Source organism: Pseudomonas sp. MLB6B (genome assembly GCF_054508135.1).
Map to the genome: position 1 here is coordinate 3,959,008 of NZ_CP199313.1, position 14,998 is coordinate 3,974,005.

13 protein-coding genes and 1 pseudogene are annotated in these 14,998 nt (G+C 63.2%); 6 read left to right on the forward strand and 8 right to left on the reverse strand.

The window, feature by feature from the left end; genetic code table 11:
• The first annotated feature begins 128 nt into the window (after nt 1-128).
• The gene (locus ACSMEV_RS17450) at nt 129-2,429 is read left to right on the forward strand and encodes a hybrid sensor histidine kinase/response regulator (protein WP_459206257.1); all 2,301 of its coding nucleotides are present in this window, start codon (nt 129-131) and stop codon (nt 2,427-2,429) included.
• On the opposite strand, the gene ACSMEV_RS17455 is transcribed toward ACSMEV_RS17450, so the two are convergent.
• Both ACSMEV_RS17455 and msrB read right to left on the reverse strand, forming a co-directional pair.
• Entirely contained in the window at nt 2,419-2,907 is a 489-nt protein-coding gene (locus ACSMEV_RS17455; RefSeq protein ID WP_459206258.1) for a glutathione peroxidase, read from the reverse strand. The genes ACSMEV_RS17450 and ACSMEV_RS17455 overlap by 11 nt on opposite strands.
• Nucleotides 2,908-2,919: 12 nt before the next feature.
• On the reverse strand, nt 2,920-3,315 hold the full coding sequence (gene msrB, locus ACSMEV_RS17460) for a peptide-methionine (R)-S-oxide reductase MsrB (RefSeq protein WP_459206259.1): 396 nt from the start codon (nt 3,313-3,315) through the stop codon (nt 2,920-2,922).
• Nucleotides 3,316-3,477: 162 nt separating this feature from the next.
• Here msrB and ACSMEV_RS17465 point away from each other — a divergent pair, with 162 nt between their 5' ends.
• A complete protein-coding gene (locus ACSMEV_RS17465) occupies nt 3,478-4,689 on the forward strand; it encodes a pyridoxal phosphate-dependent aminotransferase (protein ID WP_459206260.1) in 1,212 nt (403 codons plus the stop codon).
• Nucleotides 4,690-4,978: 289 nt separating this feature from the next.
• Nucleotides 4,979-5,866, forward strand: coding sequence for a protease HtpX (gene htpX / locus ACSMEV_RS17470; RefSeq protein WP_296268797.1), 888 nt, complete (start codon nt 4,979-4,981; stop codon nt 5,864-5,866).
• 61 nt (nt 5,867-5,927) lie between these two features.
• Here htpX and ACSMEV_RS17475 read toward each other — a convergent pair whose 3' ends face one another.
• The 3 genes and pseudogenes from ACSMEV_RS17475 to ACSMEV_RS17485 form a co-directional block, all read right to left on the reverse strand.
• A complete protein-coding gene (locus tag ACSMEV_RS17475) occupies nt 5,928-6,578 on the reverse strand; it encodes a thiopurine S-methyltransferase (protein WP_459206261.1) in 651 nt (216 codons plus the stop codon).
• A gap of 139 nt (nt 6,579-6,717) precedes the next feature.
• Nucleotides 6,718-8,429: pseudogene (locus tag ACSMEV_RS17480) on the reverse strand (DEAD/DEAH box helicase).
• A 445-nt stretch (nt 8,430-8,874) separates the two neighbouring features.
• Nucleotides 8,875-9,630: a spermidine synthase gene (locus ACSMEV_RS17485; protein WP_459206262.1), complete on the reverse strand. Its 756-nt coding sequence runs from the start codon at nt 9,628-9,630 to the stop codon at nt 8,875-8,877.
• Between the two features lie 118 nt (nt 9,631-9,748).
• On the opposite strand from ACSMEV_RS17485, the gene ACSMEV_RS17490 reads away from it, so the two are divergent.
• Nucleotides 9,749-11,095 carry a class II 3-deoxy-7-phosphoheptulonate synthase gene (locus ACSMEV_RS17490; RefSeq protein WP_459206263.1) on the forward strand — a complete coding sequence of 449 codons (1,347 nt, stop codon included), beginning with the start codon at nt 9,749-9,751 and terminating at the stop codon, nt 11,093-11,095.
• A gap of 70 nt (nt 11,096-11,165) precedes the next feature.
• Here ACSMEV_RS17490 and ACSMEV_RS17495 read toward each other — a convergent pair whose 3' ends face one another.
• Nucleotides 11,166-11,915, reverse strand: a complete 750-nt coding sequence (locus ACSMEV_RS17495) for a sulfite exporter TauE/SafE family protein (RefSeq protein WP_459206264.1) — start codon at nt 11,913-11,915, stop codon at nt 11,166-11,168.
• 316 nt (nt 11,916-12,231) lie between these two features.
• Here ACSMEV_RS17495 and ACSMEV_RS17500 point away from each other — a divergent pair, with 316 nt between their 5' ends.
• Complete coding sequence (locus tag ACSMEV_RS17500; protein ID WP_296268801.1) at nt 12,232-12,687, forward strand: MarR family winged helix-turn-helix transcriptional regulator; 456 nt, start codon at nt 12,232-12,234, stop codon at nt 12,685-12,687.
• A 56-nt stretch (nt 12,688-12,743) separates the two neighbouring features.
• Here the strand turns inward: ACSMEV_RS17500 and efp are convergent, their stop codons facing one another.
• Nucleotides 12,744-13,313 carry an elongation factor P gene (efp, locus tag ACSMEV_RS17505; RefSeq protein WP_459206265.1) on the reverse strand — a complete coding sequence of 190 codons (570 nt, stop codon included), beginning with the start codon at nt 13,311-13,313 and terminating at the stop codon, nt 12,744-12,746.
• A 48-nt stretch (nt 13,314-13,361) separates the two neighbouring features.
• Nucleotides 13,362-14,495, reverse strand: a complete 1,134-nt coding sequence (gene earP, locus ACSMEV_RS17510; RefSeq protein ID WP_459206266.1) for an elongation factor P maturation arginine rhamnosyltransferase EarP — start codon at nt 14,493-14,495, stop codon at nt 13,362-13,364.
• Between the two features lie 131 nt (nt 14,496-14,626).
• On the opposite strand from earP, the gene ACSMEV_RS17515 reads away from it, so the two are divergent.
• Nucleotides 14,627-14,998 carry a hypothetical protein gene (locus tag ACSMEV_RS17515; protein ID WP_459206267.1) on the forward strand — a complete coding sequence of 124 codons (372 nt, stop codon included), beginning with the start codon at nt 14,627-14,629 and terminating at the stop codon, nt 14,996-14,998.

Here is a 14,998-nt window from a genome sequence, read left to right on the forward strand (position 1 = left end):
CTGAAAGGCAATGGGGCGGCGTGGGCGCAGGTCGGGCCTGATGCGCCCTGACGCGCAGGGGATCACAGTCGCTACGACGCTTGGGCTATGCTAGCGCTGCGTCACACGCAGATACCGGCCCGGGGCATATGGATATCAAGTTCACCAATCGCCTGTCATACAAGCAGGCTCGCCTCACCGTGCTGGTGGGCTTCGCGCTGGGAGCCCTGCTCAGCGTCGTGCAGATCGGCATCGATTATGCCAGCGAAGACGCCGCCATCAACCGCGAACTGCACACCGTACTACAAATCAGCCACGACACGGCCTCGCGCATCGCCTACAACATCGACGCCGATCTCGGCGAAGAGCTCACCGGCGGGCTGCTGCGCTCGCCCGCGATCATCCGCGCTCGGCTGATCGACAACAACGACACGGTGCTGGCCGACAGCCAACGTCCGCGTGAGGAACGCCGCTGGCGCGGGCTGTCGGACTTTCTGTTCGGCGAACAACGCCAGTTCCAGGACCGCCTGTTTCTCGCCCACATGCCGGACGAATACCTGGGCACGCTTTATCTGGACATCGACACCTACGCGTTCAGTAGCCGCTTCCTCGAACGCGCGGGCCTGACCCTGCTCACCGGCTTCACTCGTAGCTTGCTGTTGACGGCGCTGCTGCTGGCCTTGTTCTACCTGATGCTGACCAAGCCCCTGGTGACGGTGATCGGCGCGCTGAGCAGCGGACGGCAGACGCGCCTGAACTGCCCCAGTGGGCACGAACGCGACGAGATCGGCGTGCTGGTCAAGGTCGCCAACCAGCAGTTCGTCAGCATGGCCACCGAAATCGAGCAGCGGCGCACAGCGGAAAACCGCCTGACGCAATACCTCAACGAGCTCGAAGACACCGTGTCGGCCCGCACCCAGGCGCTCAAAGCCAGCAACGACCGCCTCAGCCAGATCAATCTGGAGCTCGAAGACGCCCGTGGCCGCGCATTGGACATGGCCCAGGCGCGTGCGGCGTTCCTGGCCAACATGAGCCATGAGATCCGCACACCGCTCAATGGTCTGCTGGGCATGATCGGGTTGACACTCGACAGCCCGCTGGAGGCCGAGCAGCGTCAGCACCTGACGATCGCCCACGACTCGGGCAAGGTACTCGTGGGCTTGCTCAACGATATTCTCGACTTGTCCAAGTTCGACGCGGGCCAACTGCAGCTCGAACGTATCGGCTTCGACGTGGCGGCCATGGCTGAAGATACGGCTAGCCTGCTATCGCAAAACGCTGCGGCCAGTGTCGAGCTGACCTGCCTGATCGCGCCCGAGATGCCCTCGACGGTCTTGGGCGATCCGACCCGGGTGCGTCAGGTACTCAGCAACCTGCTGTCCAATGCCCTCAAATTCACGCGTTTCGGCCGCGTCGACGTACGCCTGACACCGATCGTGGGCGGGGTTCGGGTGCAGGTCCGCGATACCGGCATCGGCATTCCCGAAGAGGCCCAGGCACGCATCTTCCAGCCCTTCATCCAGGCGGGCGCCGGCATCACTCGCCAATACGGGGGTACCGGGCTGGGCCTGGCGCTGACGCGCAACCTGTGCAGCGCCATGCGCGGCCAATTGCGCGTGCAGTCGCACGTCGGTTTCGGCAGTACGTTCAGCGCCGACCTGCCACTGCTGGGCAACGGCCGCCCCGCGACTTGGCCAGTCATGTGCGGTCGGGTGCATGCGCTGAGCCAGGCAGGCAGCGGCCTGAGCGAACTGTTGCAGATGCAGCTACCGGCCTGGGGGCTGGACTATCGGCGGCACGACGATGCGCAGAGCCTCGATGCAACCGCCATGGACCTGCTGATCACCGACGATCCCGAGGCCTTGGAACCGCTGCGCCGACAGCTGCCGACGCCGATTCTGCTGATCAGCGCCTACGGGCGCTTCCTGTCTCTGGAGCAGATCCAGGCGTGGGCGCCGCTGCACCAACTGGGACGCCCACTGGCGCGCAGAACCCTGCACGAGACCTTGCGTCGCGCCCTGCTAGGCAGCCTGGCACAACCCACGGCCGCTGGCGTCACGCCGGCTTGCGAAGCGCAAGGCGCGCGCATCCTGTTGGTCGAGGACAATCCCGTGAACCAGTTGGTCGCCAAAGGCATGCTGGTCAAGCTGGGTTGCCAGGTGCAGGTGGCAGCCAACGGTGTCGAAGCGCTCGAATGTCTCGAGACCCTAGCGTTCGACTTGGTGCTCATGGATTGCAACATGCCCGTGATGGACGGCTACGAAGCGACCCGACGCATCCGCCAGCTCGCCTGTGGCAGCGAGCTGCCGGTGGTGGCATTGACCGCCAACGCCCTGCCCGAAGAGCGCGAACGTTGCCGCGCTGCGGGCATGGACGACTACCTGGCCAAACCCTTTCGCCGCGAGCAGTTGCACGCACTGATCGAGCGCTGGCTGCCGCTCAGCGGCTGACCAGGCGATCGATGTCGCGCTCCAGCGCGCGCGGTTTGGTGGTCGGCGCGTAGCGGGCGACCTGGCCGCTGGCCGGGTCGACCAGAAACTTGGTGAAATTCCACTTGATGCGCTCGCTGCCCAACAAGCCAGGCGCACGCTTCTTCAACTCGCTGAACAGGGGATGGGCCAGGTCGCCGTTGACGTCGACCTTGCGGAACAGCGGAAAGCTGACGCCGAAGTTGCGCTCGCAAAATTGCGAAATGGCGAAGTTGTCACCCGGCTCCTGGTGGCCGAACTGGTTGCAGGGAAAACCCAGCACCACCAAACCGCGGTTCTGGTATTGCCGCCACAGGTGTTCAAGGCCCGCGTACTGGGGGGTAAAGCCACACTGGCTGGCCGTGTTGACCACCAGCAGCGCTTTGCCTGCGTAGTCGCCCAAGCGCTTGTGTTGCCCGGTCAGGGTCAAGCAGGAAATGTCGAAAAGTGCGTCGGCCATGGTCGGCTCCATTCAGTCGCGCGGCTTGAGGTCGAGGCACACCGAGTTGATGCAATAGCGCAGGCCGGTCGGTGGCGGACCATCGGGGAAAACATGCCCTAGGTGGGCGTCGCACTGGGCGCAGGTGACCTCGGTGCGGATCATGCCGTGGCTGGTATCGCGGATTTCGATCATTGCGGCGTCGTCGATCGGCGCATAGAAGCTGGGCCAGCCACAGCCCGAATCGAACTTGGTGGTCGAATCGAACAGTGCCAGGTCGCAGCAGATGCAGTGGTACACGCCGGCGCGCTGCTCGTCGTTGTACTTGCCGCTGAACGGGCGCTCGGTGCCTTTCAAACGGCACACCTGGTACTGCGCCGGATCGAGCATCGCTCGCCATTCTTCCAGGGTTTTATCGATCTTCTGCATAGCTACCTCGGCGGGCTTAATTTCACCCTGCGCCAGCTTTATTTATGGCGCCGGTGACACGTATATTAGTGGGCTTATCTTGCCAGCCAATCTGGCATGCGCCCTGCTCTTCTCAACCTTCGCAACGGCGGCGCGCAGCGACTTCTCAACCGGGACCACACCATGCAGTTCAGCAAATCGAACAAGCTCGCCAATGTCTGCTACGACATTCGCGGCCCTGTGCTCAAGCACGCCAAGCGCCTGGAAGAGGAAGGCCACCGCATCCTCAAGCTGAACATCGGCAACCCAGCGCCCTTCGGTTTCGAGGCGCCGGACGAAATCCTGCAGGACGTCATTCGCAACCTGCCTACGGCCCAGGGCTACAGCGACTCCAAGGGCCTGTTCAGCGCACGCAAGGCAGTGATGCAGTACTGCCAGCAAAAGCAGATCGAAGGCGTCGGCATCGAGGACATCTACCTAGGTAACGGTGTGTCCGAGCTGATCGTCATGTCCATGCAGGCGCTGCTCAACAATGGCGACGAAGTGCTGATTCCGGCACCCGACTATCCACTGTGGACTGCGGCAGTCAGCCTGGCAGGCGGCAATCCCGTGCACTATTTGTGCGACGAGCAGGCCGATTGGTTCCCTGATCTGGACGACATCAAGTCCAAGATCACTTCGAACACCAAGGCCTTGGTGATCATCAACCCGAACAACCCTACGGGTGCGGTGTATTCGCGCGAGTTGCTGCTGGGCATGTTGGAGCTGGCGCGCCAGCACAATCTTGTGGTGTTCTCCGATGAAATCTACGACAAGATCCTCTATGACGAAGCCGTGCACATCAGCACCGCCGCCCTGGCGCCCGACCTCCTGTGCCTGACCTTCAACGGCTTGTCCAAGTCCTACCGGGTCGCAGGCTTCCGTTCCGGCTGGCTGATCATTTCCGGGCCCAAGCACCACGCACAGAGCTACATAGAAGGCATCGACATGCTGGCCAACATGCGCCTGTGTGCCAACGTGCCGGCTCAACATGCGATTCAGACGGCGCTGGGCGGCTATCAGAGCATCAACGATCTGATTCTGCCGCCCGGCCGCCTGCTGGAGCAGCGCAACCGCACGTACGAACTGCTCAACGACATTCCGGGGGTCAGTTGCGTCAAGCCCATGGGTGCGCTGTACGCTTTCCCGCGCATCGACCCCAAGGTGTGCCCGATCTATAACGACGAACGCTTTGCCCTTGACCTGCTGCTGTCGGAAAAACTACTGATCGTTCAGGGCACGGCGTTCAACTGGCCGTGGCCGGACCATTTCCGCGTGGTGACGCTGCCGCGGGTAGACGATCTGGAGCAGGCCATTGGCCGGATCGGCAATTTCCTGCGTGGCTATTCCCAGTAACCGTGTTCGGGGCGTGTGGCAGGAGCTCTGGCTGCAAGCCACTACCAGCCTCTCGACAGGCAGGGCGCGACACCTTCCAAGTCGCGCTTGGTGGGCCGTCCGGCTGGCAAACACTTGTGTGGATATAGCCTTACAAGGCTTTGAGTCATGTCTGGCGAGCCATTCGGATAACGCCGTCAGTCCTTTCCTACACAGTTTGAAATAGTCCCCCGGTTGAATCCGGCCGCCTCCCGCCTTATATACCCCCGCAGTACGCAACTCTTTCCTCTGTCAGGAGAACGTGACAACCATGATGCGCATTTTGCTGTTTGTAGCCACCAACCTCGCGGTGGTGCTGGTTGCAAGCATTACCCTGAGCCTGTTCGGCTTCGATGGGTTCATGGCCGCCAACGGGGTCGACCTCGACCTGGGCAGCCTGCTGGTCTTCTGCGCGGTGTTCGGTTTCGCAGGCTCGCTCGTGTCGCTTTTCATCTCCAAATGGATGGCGAAGATGAGCACGGGCACACAGATCATCACGCAGCCGCGCACGCGCCACGAACAATGGCTGCTGCAAACCGTCGAGGAGCTGTCGCGCGAGGCCGGCATCAAGATGCCGGAAGTCGGTATCTTCCCCGCCTACGAAGCCAACGCCTTCGCTACCGGCTGGAACCGTAACGACGCACTGGTCGCGGTTTCCCAGGGCCTGCTGGAGCGTTTCTCGCCCGATGAAGTGCGCGCCGTGCTGGCCCACGAGATCGGCCACGTGGCCAACGGCGACATGGTCACCCTGGCCCTGGTGCAAGGCGTAGTGAACACCTTCGTGATGTTCTTCGCGCGGATCATCGGCAACTTCGTCGATAAAGTGATCTTCAAGAACGAAGAAGGCCGCGGCATCGCCTATTACGTAGCGACCATCGTCGCCGAACTGGTGCTAGGCATTCTGGCCAGCATGATCGTCATGTGGTTCTCGCGCCGTCGCGAGTACCGTGCCGACGAAGCCGGCGCGCGCCTGGCCGGTACCGGCGCGATGATCAATGCCCTGCAACGCCTGCGTTCGGAACAAGGCATGCCCGTGCACATGCCCGATACGCTCAAGGCGTTCGGCATCAATGGTGGTCTCAAGCAGGGCCTGGCCGGCTTGCTGATGAGCCACCCGCCACTCGAAGACCGTATCGACGCCTTGCGTCAGCGCGGCTGAGCCATAGGGCAACGGATGAACAAGGGCGACTTCGGTCGCCCTTGTCGCGTCTGCGCTCCTCTCACCGCGCCAACCGATACGCCCGCTCCCGCAGCGTGTCCACCCCTGCCGCCACGAACCGCGGACTCTCCTGGGCGATCTCGCACTGTTCCAGCATATTGACTTGCCAACCGGCCAGACCCTCGCGCACCTCGTGCTCGGGCACGCAAAACGGCGGTCCACTGATCAGCGCCTGGTCGTATTCCAAGGTGATCAGCAAGCCTTGCACTGCCTGGGGCAGGCTTTGCTGCAGATGCGCGAGGTAACGCTGGCGCATGGCCGGCGGCAAGGCGATCAACGCTGCGCGATCATAGAACGCTGAACAGTCGGCCAGATCGGCGGCCGTCAGTGCGAAGGCGTCGCCACACCAGACTTGCAACTGCTCGACGTGCCACACCTCGAACGCGCCACGCTTCTCAACCCTAGGCGTCAGCTTGCCGGCCTCGAAGAACGCCGCCACGGCCTCACGCGACAGCTCGACCCCTAGCACCCGATGCCCTTGCTCGGCCAGCCAGAGCAGGTCGAGGCTCTTGCCGCACAACGGCACCAGCACCTGGCTGCCGCTTGCCACACCCAGGCTGGTCCAGTGGCGACACAGATAGGCATTGACCTCGGACTGATGAAAACCGATCTGCTGCGCCGCCCACCGTTGATGCCAGAACGCCGGTTCCATGCTGCCTCCCGCTGTATGAGTGAACTTACGAGCTTACCCCAAGCCGCCCCAGCCTACCCGACGCCTCGCAGCCCCAGGCATCGGGCAAAAAAAATCCCCGGCACAGGCCGGGGATTTTCACGTTACGACGACGCCAGGATCAATCCTCGCGGTAGCGACGCAGTTTCAGCTGCTTGCCGGCCACGCGGGTGTCCTTGAGCTTGGACAACAGACGCTCCAGGCCTTCCTCCGGCAGTTCGACCAGGCTGAAGCTGTCGCGCACCTGGATGCGGCCGATGGCGTCACGGGCCAGGCCACCTTCGTTGAGGATCGCACCCAAGAGGTTCTTGGCGGCGATACCGTCACGGGCACCCAGGGCGGTACGGCAACGCACGCGGCCTTCGCCCAAAGGCATCGGCGCACGGCGCTCGCGGTCGCCACCGCTGCGCTCGCCGCGTTCACCGCTACGCTCGGTACGCTCGCGTGGCGCACCGGTCGGCACCAGCGGTTGCTCGCGCTCGACCGACGCCAGGCTCAATGCCTGGCCATTGGTGGCCTTGCGCAGCAGCGCCGAGGCCAGGGCACGTGGGCTGCAGCCCAGGTCGGCGGTCAGACGGTCGAGCAGTTCGCCATGGCTGGCTTCGGACTCGGCCACCAGCGGTGCCAGACTAGCGGTCAGCTTCTTGATGCGTGCATCGAGTACCGCTTGTGGGCCTGGCAAACGGGCTTCGGTCACCTTCTGCCCGGTTACGCGCTCGATCAGTTGCAGCATGCGGCGCTCGCGCGGCGTCACCAGCAGCAGCGCACGGCCTTCGCGACCGGCACGGCCGGTACGGCCGATACGGTGCACGTAGGATTCCGGGTCGTACGGCATGTCGACGTTGAACACGTGGGTGATGCGCGGTACGTCCAGACCCCGGGCAGCGACGTCGGTGGCGACGACGATGTCCAGGCGGCCGTCCTTGAGCGAGTCGATCACGCGCTCACGCTGGTTCTGGGCGATGTCGCCGTTCAACGCAGCAGCCTTGTAACCTTTGGCTTCCAGAGCGGAGGCAAGGTCCAGGGTCGCTTGCTTGGTACGCACGAAGGCGATCAGCGCGTCGAACTCTTCGACTTCCAGCAGACGCAGCACGGCCGGAATCTTCTGGTCGGCGTGGACCATCAGGTGCGACTGCTCGATGGCGGTGACGGTCTGGGTCTTGCTCTGGATCTTGACGTGTTTCGGGTCACGCAGGTGACGTTCGGCGATCGAGCGGATCGACGACGGCAGGGTGGCCGAGAACAGAACGGTCTGACGGGTTTCGGGAATGGCGTCGAAGATGACTTCCAGGTCATCCATGAAGCCGAGCTTGAGCATCTCGTCGGCTTCGTCCAGCACCAGGAACTTGACGGTGGACAGGACTTTCTCGTCGCGACGCAGGTGGTCGCACAGACGACCTGGGGTAGCGACGACGATTTGTGCGCCATTGCGGATGGCTTTGAGTTGTGGGCCCATGGGGGCACCGCCGTAAACGGCGACCACGTTCACGCCGGGCATCTGCTTGGCGTAGGTCTCGAAAGCCGTGGCGACTTGCAGCGCCAACTCACGGGTTGGCGCAAGGATCAGGGCTTGCGGTTCGCGCTTGCTCACATCGATGCGGTTGAGGACCGGCAGTGCGAAGGCTGCGGTCTTGCCGGTACCCGTCTGCGCCTGGCCGATCATGTCGTGACCGGCGAGGATGATCGGGATCGACTGCTGCTGAATGGCGGACGGCTCTTCATAGCCGGTAGCCACTACTGCGGCAACGATGTTCGGATTGAGATCGAGAGCGGCGAATCCGCCGGTTTCCTGGGTCATGGGTCTGCCTCTAGAGTGCATCCGCAAAGACCCATGCTCCAAAGCTGCACATGCCTTGAAAGACCGTGAGGTCACCCAGGCAGCTTTGGCGGCGGGGATTTGCGAAGACGATTGAAAAAGGAACGTGTGAGAGGGTCCGCCTAGCGGACGTACAGCCGAAGCTGGACTCGGAGGATTTGCACCACCTGATTCGCGGTCCGCTAAAAGACCGGCGCGTACTATACCCGAATCGTGCTGGAACCGTGAGGAAAATTTTCGCTCCCACTGCAGCGTCCAAGCGCCGGACGCCGAAGGCTGAATCGTTTGGGCCAAAGCCGGGAAAGTCGCCGCTCAGGCTTGTCCGCGTCAACCGAACAGCCGCTCGATTCGGACGATGCGCGACCTTGGCACGCCCGTGAATACCGGGCCGGTATCGCTGAGCATGGCGGCTGCCCGCCCACGCCGAGCATTACTGGGCGTGCTACCTGCCGACGACCGCACTCAAGTAGCGGGACGGATCTCGCGGATCAGGCCTTCCAGGCGATAACCCAGGCGCGGCACCAGCGCTTCGGCGCGGGCGCGCAGTCCGTCGAAGTCCAGTTGCTGGTCGAGGTCGGCCGGCACCAGCAGGATGACGTTGCCTTCGTTGACCGGCAGCTCCCAGTAGTGCCGGTGGTACAACCCGCGGAGCAAAGCCGCGCCCAACGGTTTGCCATCGTCGGCGGCCCACTGGTTGATCACCAGCCATCCGCCTGGGTTGAGCTTGCGCTGGCAGTCCTCCAGAAAACGCCAGGCCAAGTGCCCCACGCCCGGGCCGTGATCGGTATAGAGATCGACGAATAACAGGTCGGCCTTTTCGGCAGTGGGCAGCAGCGCCAGGGCGTCACCGATGCGCACATAGAGTCGCGGGTCGTCGTCCAGGCCAAGGTACTCCATGGCCAGCCGCGGCACGTCGGGCCGCAGCTCGATGGCCTCGACGTCTTCGAGGGGCAGGAATTTCAGGCAGGCCTGGGTCAAGGTGCCAGCACCCAGCCCCAGGAACAGCGCGGAGTCCGGCTGCGGATGGCACAGCGCGCCGATCAGCATGGCGCGAGTGTAGTCGTACTCCAGCCAGCTCGGATCAGGGGTGAATGTGCAACTCTGCTCGATGGCGTCGCCGAACTCGAGAAAACGGTAGTCGTCGACTTCATACACGCTGATGACACCGTAGGCGTCTTCGACCCTGGCCAGCAGCCGTTCATTACGCTCGGTGGTCATGCAAGCTCCTGCTCGTGCGCGCAAAACCGCCATTCTCCGTCAACGCCGCCACTGCAACAAGCGCGTGCCCAGCTGCTAGGATGGCGCCTTGCCCCTCCATCATTCTGTCGAGTCCGTGATGAGCCAACCCTGGAGCCCCGAAAGCTGGCGCGCCTTGCCGATCCAGCAGCAACCTGTCTACCCCGACGCCGCGCACCTGGCCAAGGTCGAGCAGCGCCTGGCCAGCTACCCGCCATTGGTGTTCGCCGGCGAGGCGCGCGAACTGCGCCGTCAGTTCGCCGAAGTCACCGAGGGTCGCGCATTCCTGCTGCAAGGGGGCGACTGTGCGGAAAGCTTCGCCGAGTTCAGCGCCGCGAAGATCCGCGATACGTTCAAGGTACTGCTGCAGATGGCCATCGTCATGACCTTCGCCGCAGGCTGCCCGGTGGTGAAAGTGGGGCGCATGGCCGGCCAGTTCGCCAAGCCGCGCTCGACCAACGACGAAACCATCGGCCAGATCACACTGCCCGCCTACCGTGGCGACATCGTCAACGGCATCGCTTTCGACCCAGTCAGCCGCGTGCCAGACCCCGAGCGCCTGCTGCAGGCCTACCACCAATCCACGGCCAGTCTCAACCTGCTGCGTGCCTTTGCCCAAGGCGGCTTCGCCGACCTGCACCAAGTGCACAAGTGGAACCTGGACTTCATCGCCAACTCGGCCCTGGCCACCAAGTACCATCAGCTCGCCGACCGCATCGACGAAACCCTGGCCTTCATGCGCGCCTGTGGTCTGGACAGTGCCCCGCAGCTGCGCGAGACCAGCTTCTTCACCGCTCACGAGGCGCTGCTGCTGAACTACGAGCAAGCCTTCGTACGTCAGGACAGCCTGACCGGCGACCATTACGACTGCTCGGCGCACATGCTGTGGATCGGCGACCGCACCCGCCAGCTGGACGGCGCCCATGTGGAATTCCTGCGCGGGGTACACAACCCGATCGGGGTGAAGGTCGGCCCGAGCATGAACCCGGACGACCTGATCCGCCTGATCGACATCCTCAACCCGAGCAATGACCCAGGCCGCCTCAACCTGATCGCGCGCATGGGTGCGGGCAAGGTCGCCGACCACCTGCCAGGGCTGATCCGCCGTGTCGAGGGCGAAGGCCGCAAGGTGCTGTGGAGCTGCGATCCGATGCACGGCAACACGATCAAGGCCAGCAGCGGTTACAAGACGCGCGACTTCGCGCAGATCCTCGATGAGGTCAAGCAGTTCTTCCAGGCCCATCAGGCCGAAGGCAGCCATGCCGGCGGTATCCATATCGAGATGACCGGGCAGAACGTCACCGAATGCATCGGCGGCGCACGGCCGGTGACCGAAGATGCGTTGTCGGACCGCTATCACACCCACTGCGACCCGCGGCTGAACGCCGATCAGTCGCTGGAGCTGGCATTTCTCATTGCCCAGACGTTGAAGGACGTGCGCCGCTGAGACAAATCGGCGCTGGTCGCTGACGCTGGACGGCCGTTATCGGGCGGTGCGCCGCCCCACACCCAGCCGCTCAAACTTCCAGCGCCAGCAAGACCGCACAAATCAACAGAAAACCGCAGAACAACCCACGCAAGACTTTTTCCGGCAAGGCATGAGCCAGCTTTACACCCCAGCTGATGCTCAACAAGCCGCCGACCGCTAGCGGCACCGCTACGGCCCAGGCCACGCTGTCGTGCAGCGCATAGGTCACCAGCGTCACAAAGGTGCTGGGCGCGGCCAGCGACAGCGACAGCCCTTGGGCCACCACTTGGGTGGTGCCGAACACACTGGTAAGGATCGGCGTGGCCACCACCGCGCCACCTACCCCGAACAGCCCACCCATGGCACCGGCGAAACTGCCCAACACGCCCAGCCATGGCCAACCGTGACGCAGCGTGGCGCTGGCCGGTGCTACAGGCATGAACAGGCGCAAGAGGTTCCACAGCATCAGGGCCAGCAGAAAACCGACGAAGCCCAGGCGCATGGTCTGGGCGTCCACCCCGACCGCCCACATCGAGCCGAGCCAGGCGAACAGAAAGCTGAACACCGCCAATGGCAGCGCATGGCGTAGCTCGATGCGGTTGCGTTGGTGGTAGCGCCACAAGGCCAGCAGCACGTTGGGCACCACCATCACCAGCGCGGTACCCTGCGCCATCTGCTGATCCAGACCGAACAGCACGCCCAGGGCCGGAATGGCGATAAGCCCACCGCCGATGCCGAACAACCCACCCACGGTCCCGAGGGCCGCGCCCAACAGCAGATACATCAACCCTTCGACCATCGATCTCGTCCACGTCATCAACCAGGCGGCCATGCTACCAGCCGAGACCTGCTGAGAAACGTTTCGTAATACGATGCCGCTTCATCCAGCTGTCAGGATTCGGCGGAAAACGGCGCAAGTCCTGCTCCCGTTACGGGTTTTATCGCGCCGATCATGCATTTGAAACGAACCTTCGCAACATGCCACTGCTCGAAATTGCAATAGCCGCTTAAGTCTGGTGCCGCGCTAACAATTGGCCCTGCGTAATGAGCTGCGATGGTTACCAGCGGATAAGCGTTCGCTGGATATTTCGTACATCTCGACTTAAAGGACTTGCATGAACGCCGATACCAAAGCGCGCCGAGATGAGTTGCTATTGGACAATCAGGTCTGCTTCGCCCTGCACTCGACCTCGCTGATGATGACCAAGGTGTACAAGCCGCTGCTGCACAAGCTCGGCCTGACCTATCCGCAGTACCTGGCCATGCTCGTGCTCTGGGAACAGGACGGGCTGACGGTAGGCGAGATCAGCCACCGCTTACTGACCGACCCAGGCTCATTGACGCCGCTGCTCAAGCGCCTGGAAAGCGAGGGCCTGCTCAAGCGCACCCGCAGCCGCGACGACGAGCGCGTGGTGATCGTGCAGCTGACCGACAAAGGTCGCACCCTGCGCCGCGACGCTCAATCCATGCCGCAGTCGATCACCGAAGCGAGCGGCCGCACTGCGGAACGCTTGCAGGCGCTCCAGGCCGAGCTGGTGGAAATCCGCGCGAGCCTGCAGCAGAAACTCTAAAGGGTGCCCACAAAAAAACCCGGCCGAGGCCGGGTTTTCGCGTTGTGCAAACCGCCTTACTTCTTGGCGCGGCCTTTGTAGGAACCGTCGCGGGTATCGATTTCGATCAGTTCGTCGATTTCGATGAAGTCGGCGACCGACAGCTCGGTGCCGTTCGCCAGTTTGGCAGGCTTCATGACCTTGCCCGAAGTGTCGCCGCGGGCGGAACCTTCGGTGTAAGCCACTTTACGCACGATGGTGGTCGGCAGTTCGACCGACACCAGACGGTCTTCGAAGAACACGGCTTCGCAGATGTCTTCCATACCTTCTTCGATGAACGGCAGAACGGCTTCGATGTCCTCGGCGTTCAGCTCGTACATGGTGTAGTCGGTGGTGTCCATGAAGGTATAGGAGTCGCCGCTGATGAACGACAGGGTCGCTTCTTTGCGATCCAGGATCACGTCGTCCAGCTTGTCGTCGGCACCGTAGACGGTTTCGGTCTTGTAGCCGGTCAGCAGGTTCTTCAGTTTGGTCTTCATGATCGCGCTGTTGCGACCCGACTTGGTGAACTCGGCTTTCTGTACCAGCCACGGGTCGTTGTCGATCCGCAGAACGGTGCCGGGTTTCAGTTCTTTACCAGTTTTCATTACGTCGTATCCGAATCTGGGGGGATTTATAAAAATCGAGGCGGCGTATCATAGCCAATTTCGATAAAACTGTACTAGCGCTGTGGCAAGGTCTGGCCGAACGGCGTGCTCGGCACGCCAGCGTTCGGCGTGTTCGCTCAGCGTTCGCCAGTGAGGTTGTACGGCCTGCCAGGCCTGCGCCATGTCCAAATCCATGTTCCAGGCGCGCCACAACTGACCCAATGCTGCGCCCGCTTCGGCCGCTAGCCCCTGGCAGTAAAGTTGCAGGAAAGCCTCGAGCTTTTCCCAATGGGCGTTCTCCTCCTGCACATAGATGTGCCACAGCAGCAGGCCTCCTGCCCATTGCGCCCGCACGAAGGAGTCTTCACCGCGCACCGCGTTGAACTCGCAGCACCATAGCAGGCGGTCGTAATCGTCCTGACTGACGAACGGCAGCACCTGAACGGTCAGGGCGCCACGCTGGCGCACATCGCCGACGGTCAGTTCCGGTTCGCCCAACCAGGTCCGTACGTCAGTCAGGATTCGGCCTTCCGGCACCAGCACGTGGCAGGGCTGTGTGCCAGCGGCCATGGCGTCGAACCAGGCGCCGAGCTGCGGGTTTTCATAGGCGAACAGCGAGATCAGCCGTGCGTCGGCGCCAGGGCGCACGCCCAGGCCTTCGAGAAAGTGCTGCCGCGCCAGCGGATCGGCCACGAAAGCCGCGCGGCGCGCCAGTAGCGCGCTTTCGCGCAGCAGCCCGCCGGTGCGCTCGGTGAAGCCCGGAAAAAAGAACCAGCGGCGCAGACCGCCCGCCTGTGGCGACATCAAGCCATGGCAGCCGTCGACCCAGGCTTCGGCGCTCAGGTACTCAAGGTTCAGCCACAAGGCAGGCTCGGTGCGCATGCGCAAGGCTTCGACGTAGGCCTCTGGCAGACTGCACCCGAACGCACCGATCACCACGGCGCCCGGCTCCACCTCGTTCCAGGGCAAGCCCCAGCGCAGAACCTGCACGCCTTGCTGCCACTGCTGCGCGGCCTGGGCGTTGGCCTCGGGGCACAGGCGCGCGAACGCCGACAGGTCGTCGACCCACAGGCGCACGTGCAGACCGTGCTCGTGGGCCAACTGCCGGGCCAGGCGCCAGGTCACGCCGATGTCACCGTAGTTGTCGACGACCGTACAGAAAATGTCCCAGGTGGGCTTCACGTCCACTCCATCGCGCGTGGGAAAACCACGGATTTTGCGGGCAAACCGGCAAGTGCGGAAGCGCAGCACTGAAAATTTCCCAACCCGCATGCGACAATACCCACTCCTTGCGCCCCGATCCGGAGCTCAGCATGTCCCGCAACGCGCAGAGCGTCACCCTCTCTCCCATGCAGTTGATCCTGTGTCTGGCGTTCGGCCTGTGGCTCGGCGCGCTGGCCATTGCCGCGACGGCCTGGCTGGCCTTGCAGCTCTGGCCACAACCGCTGGCGCCGCTGGTGCAGGCCGTGCAGCCGCACGCCATTGCGCCTGCGCCCGTCGATGCGCAGCAGGCGATGTTCGAGCGTTACCAACTGAATCTGCAACGCCAGCAGACCCCGAACGCTCAGGAACGCGCCGTTGAACTGCGCAATCCGAACGACCCCAAGTGCCAGTTCTGGCTGCAACAGCACCGCACCGCCCCCACCCCCAACAGCCAGGCCCACGTCACGGAATTCTGCAACTAG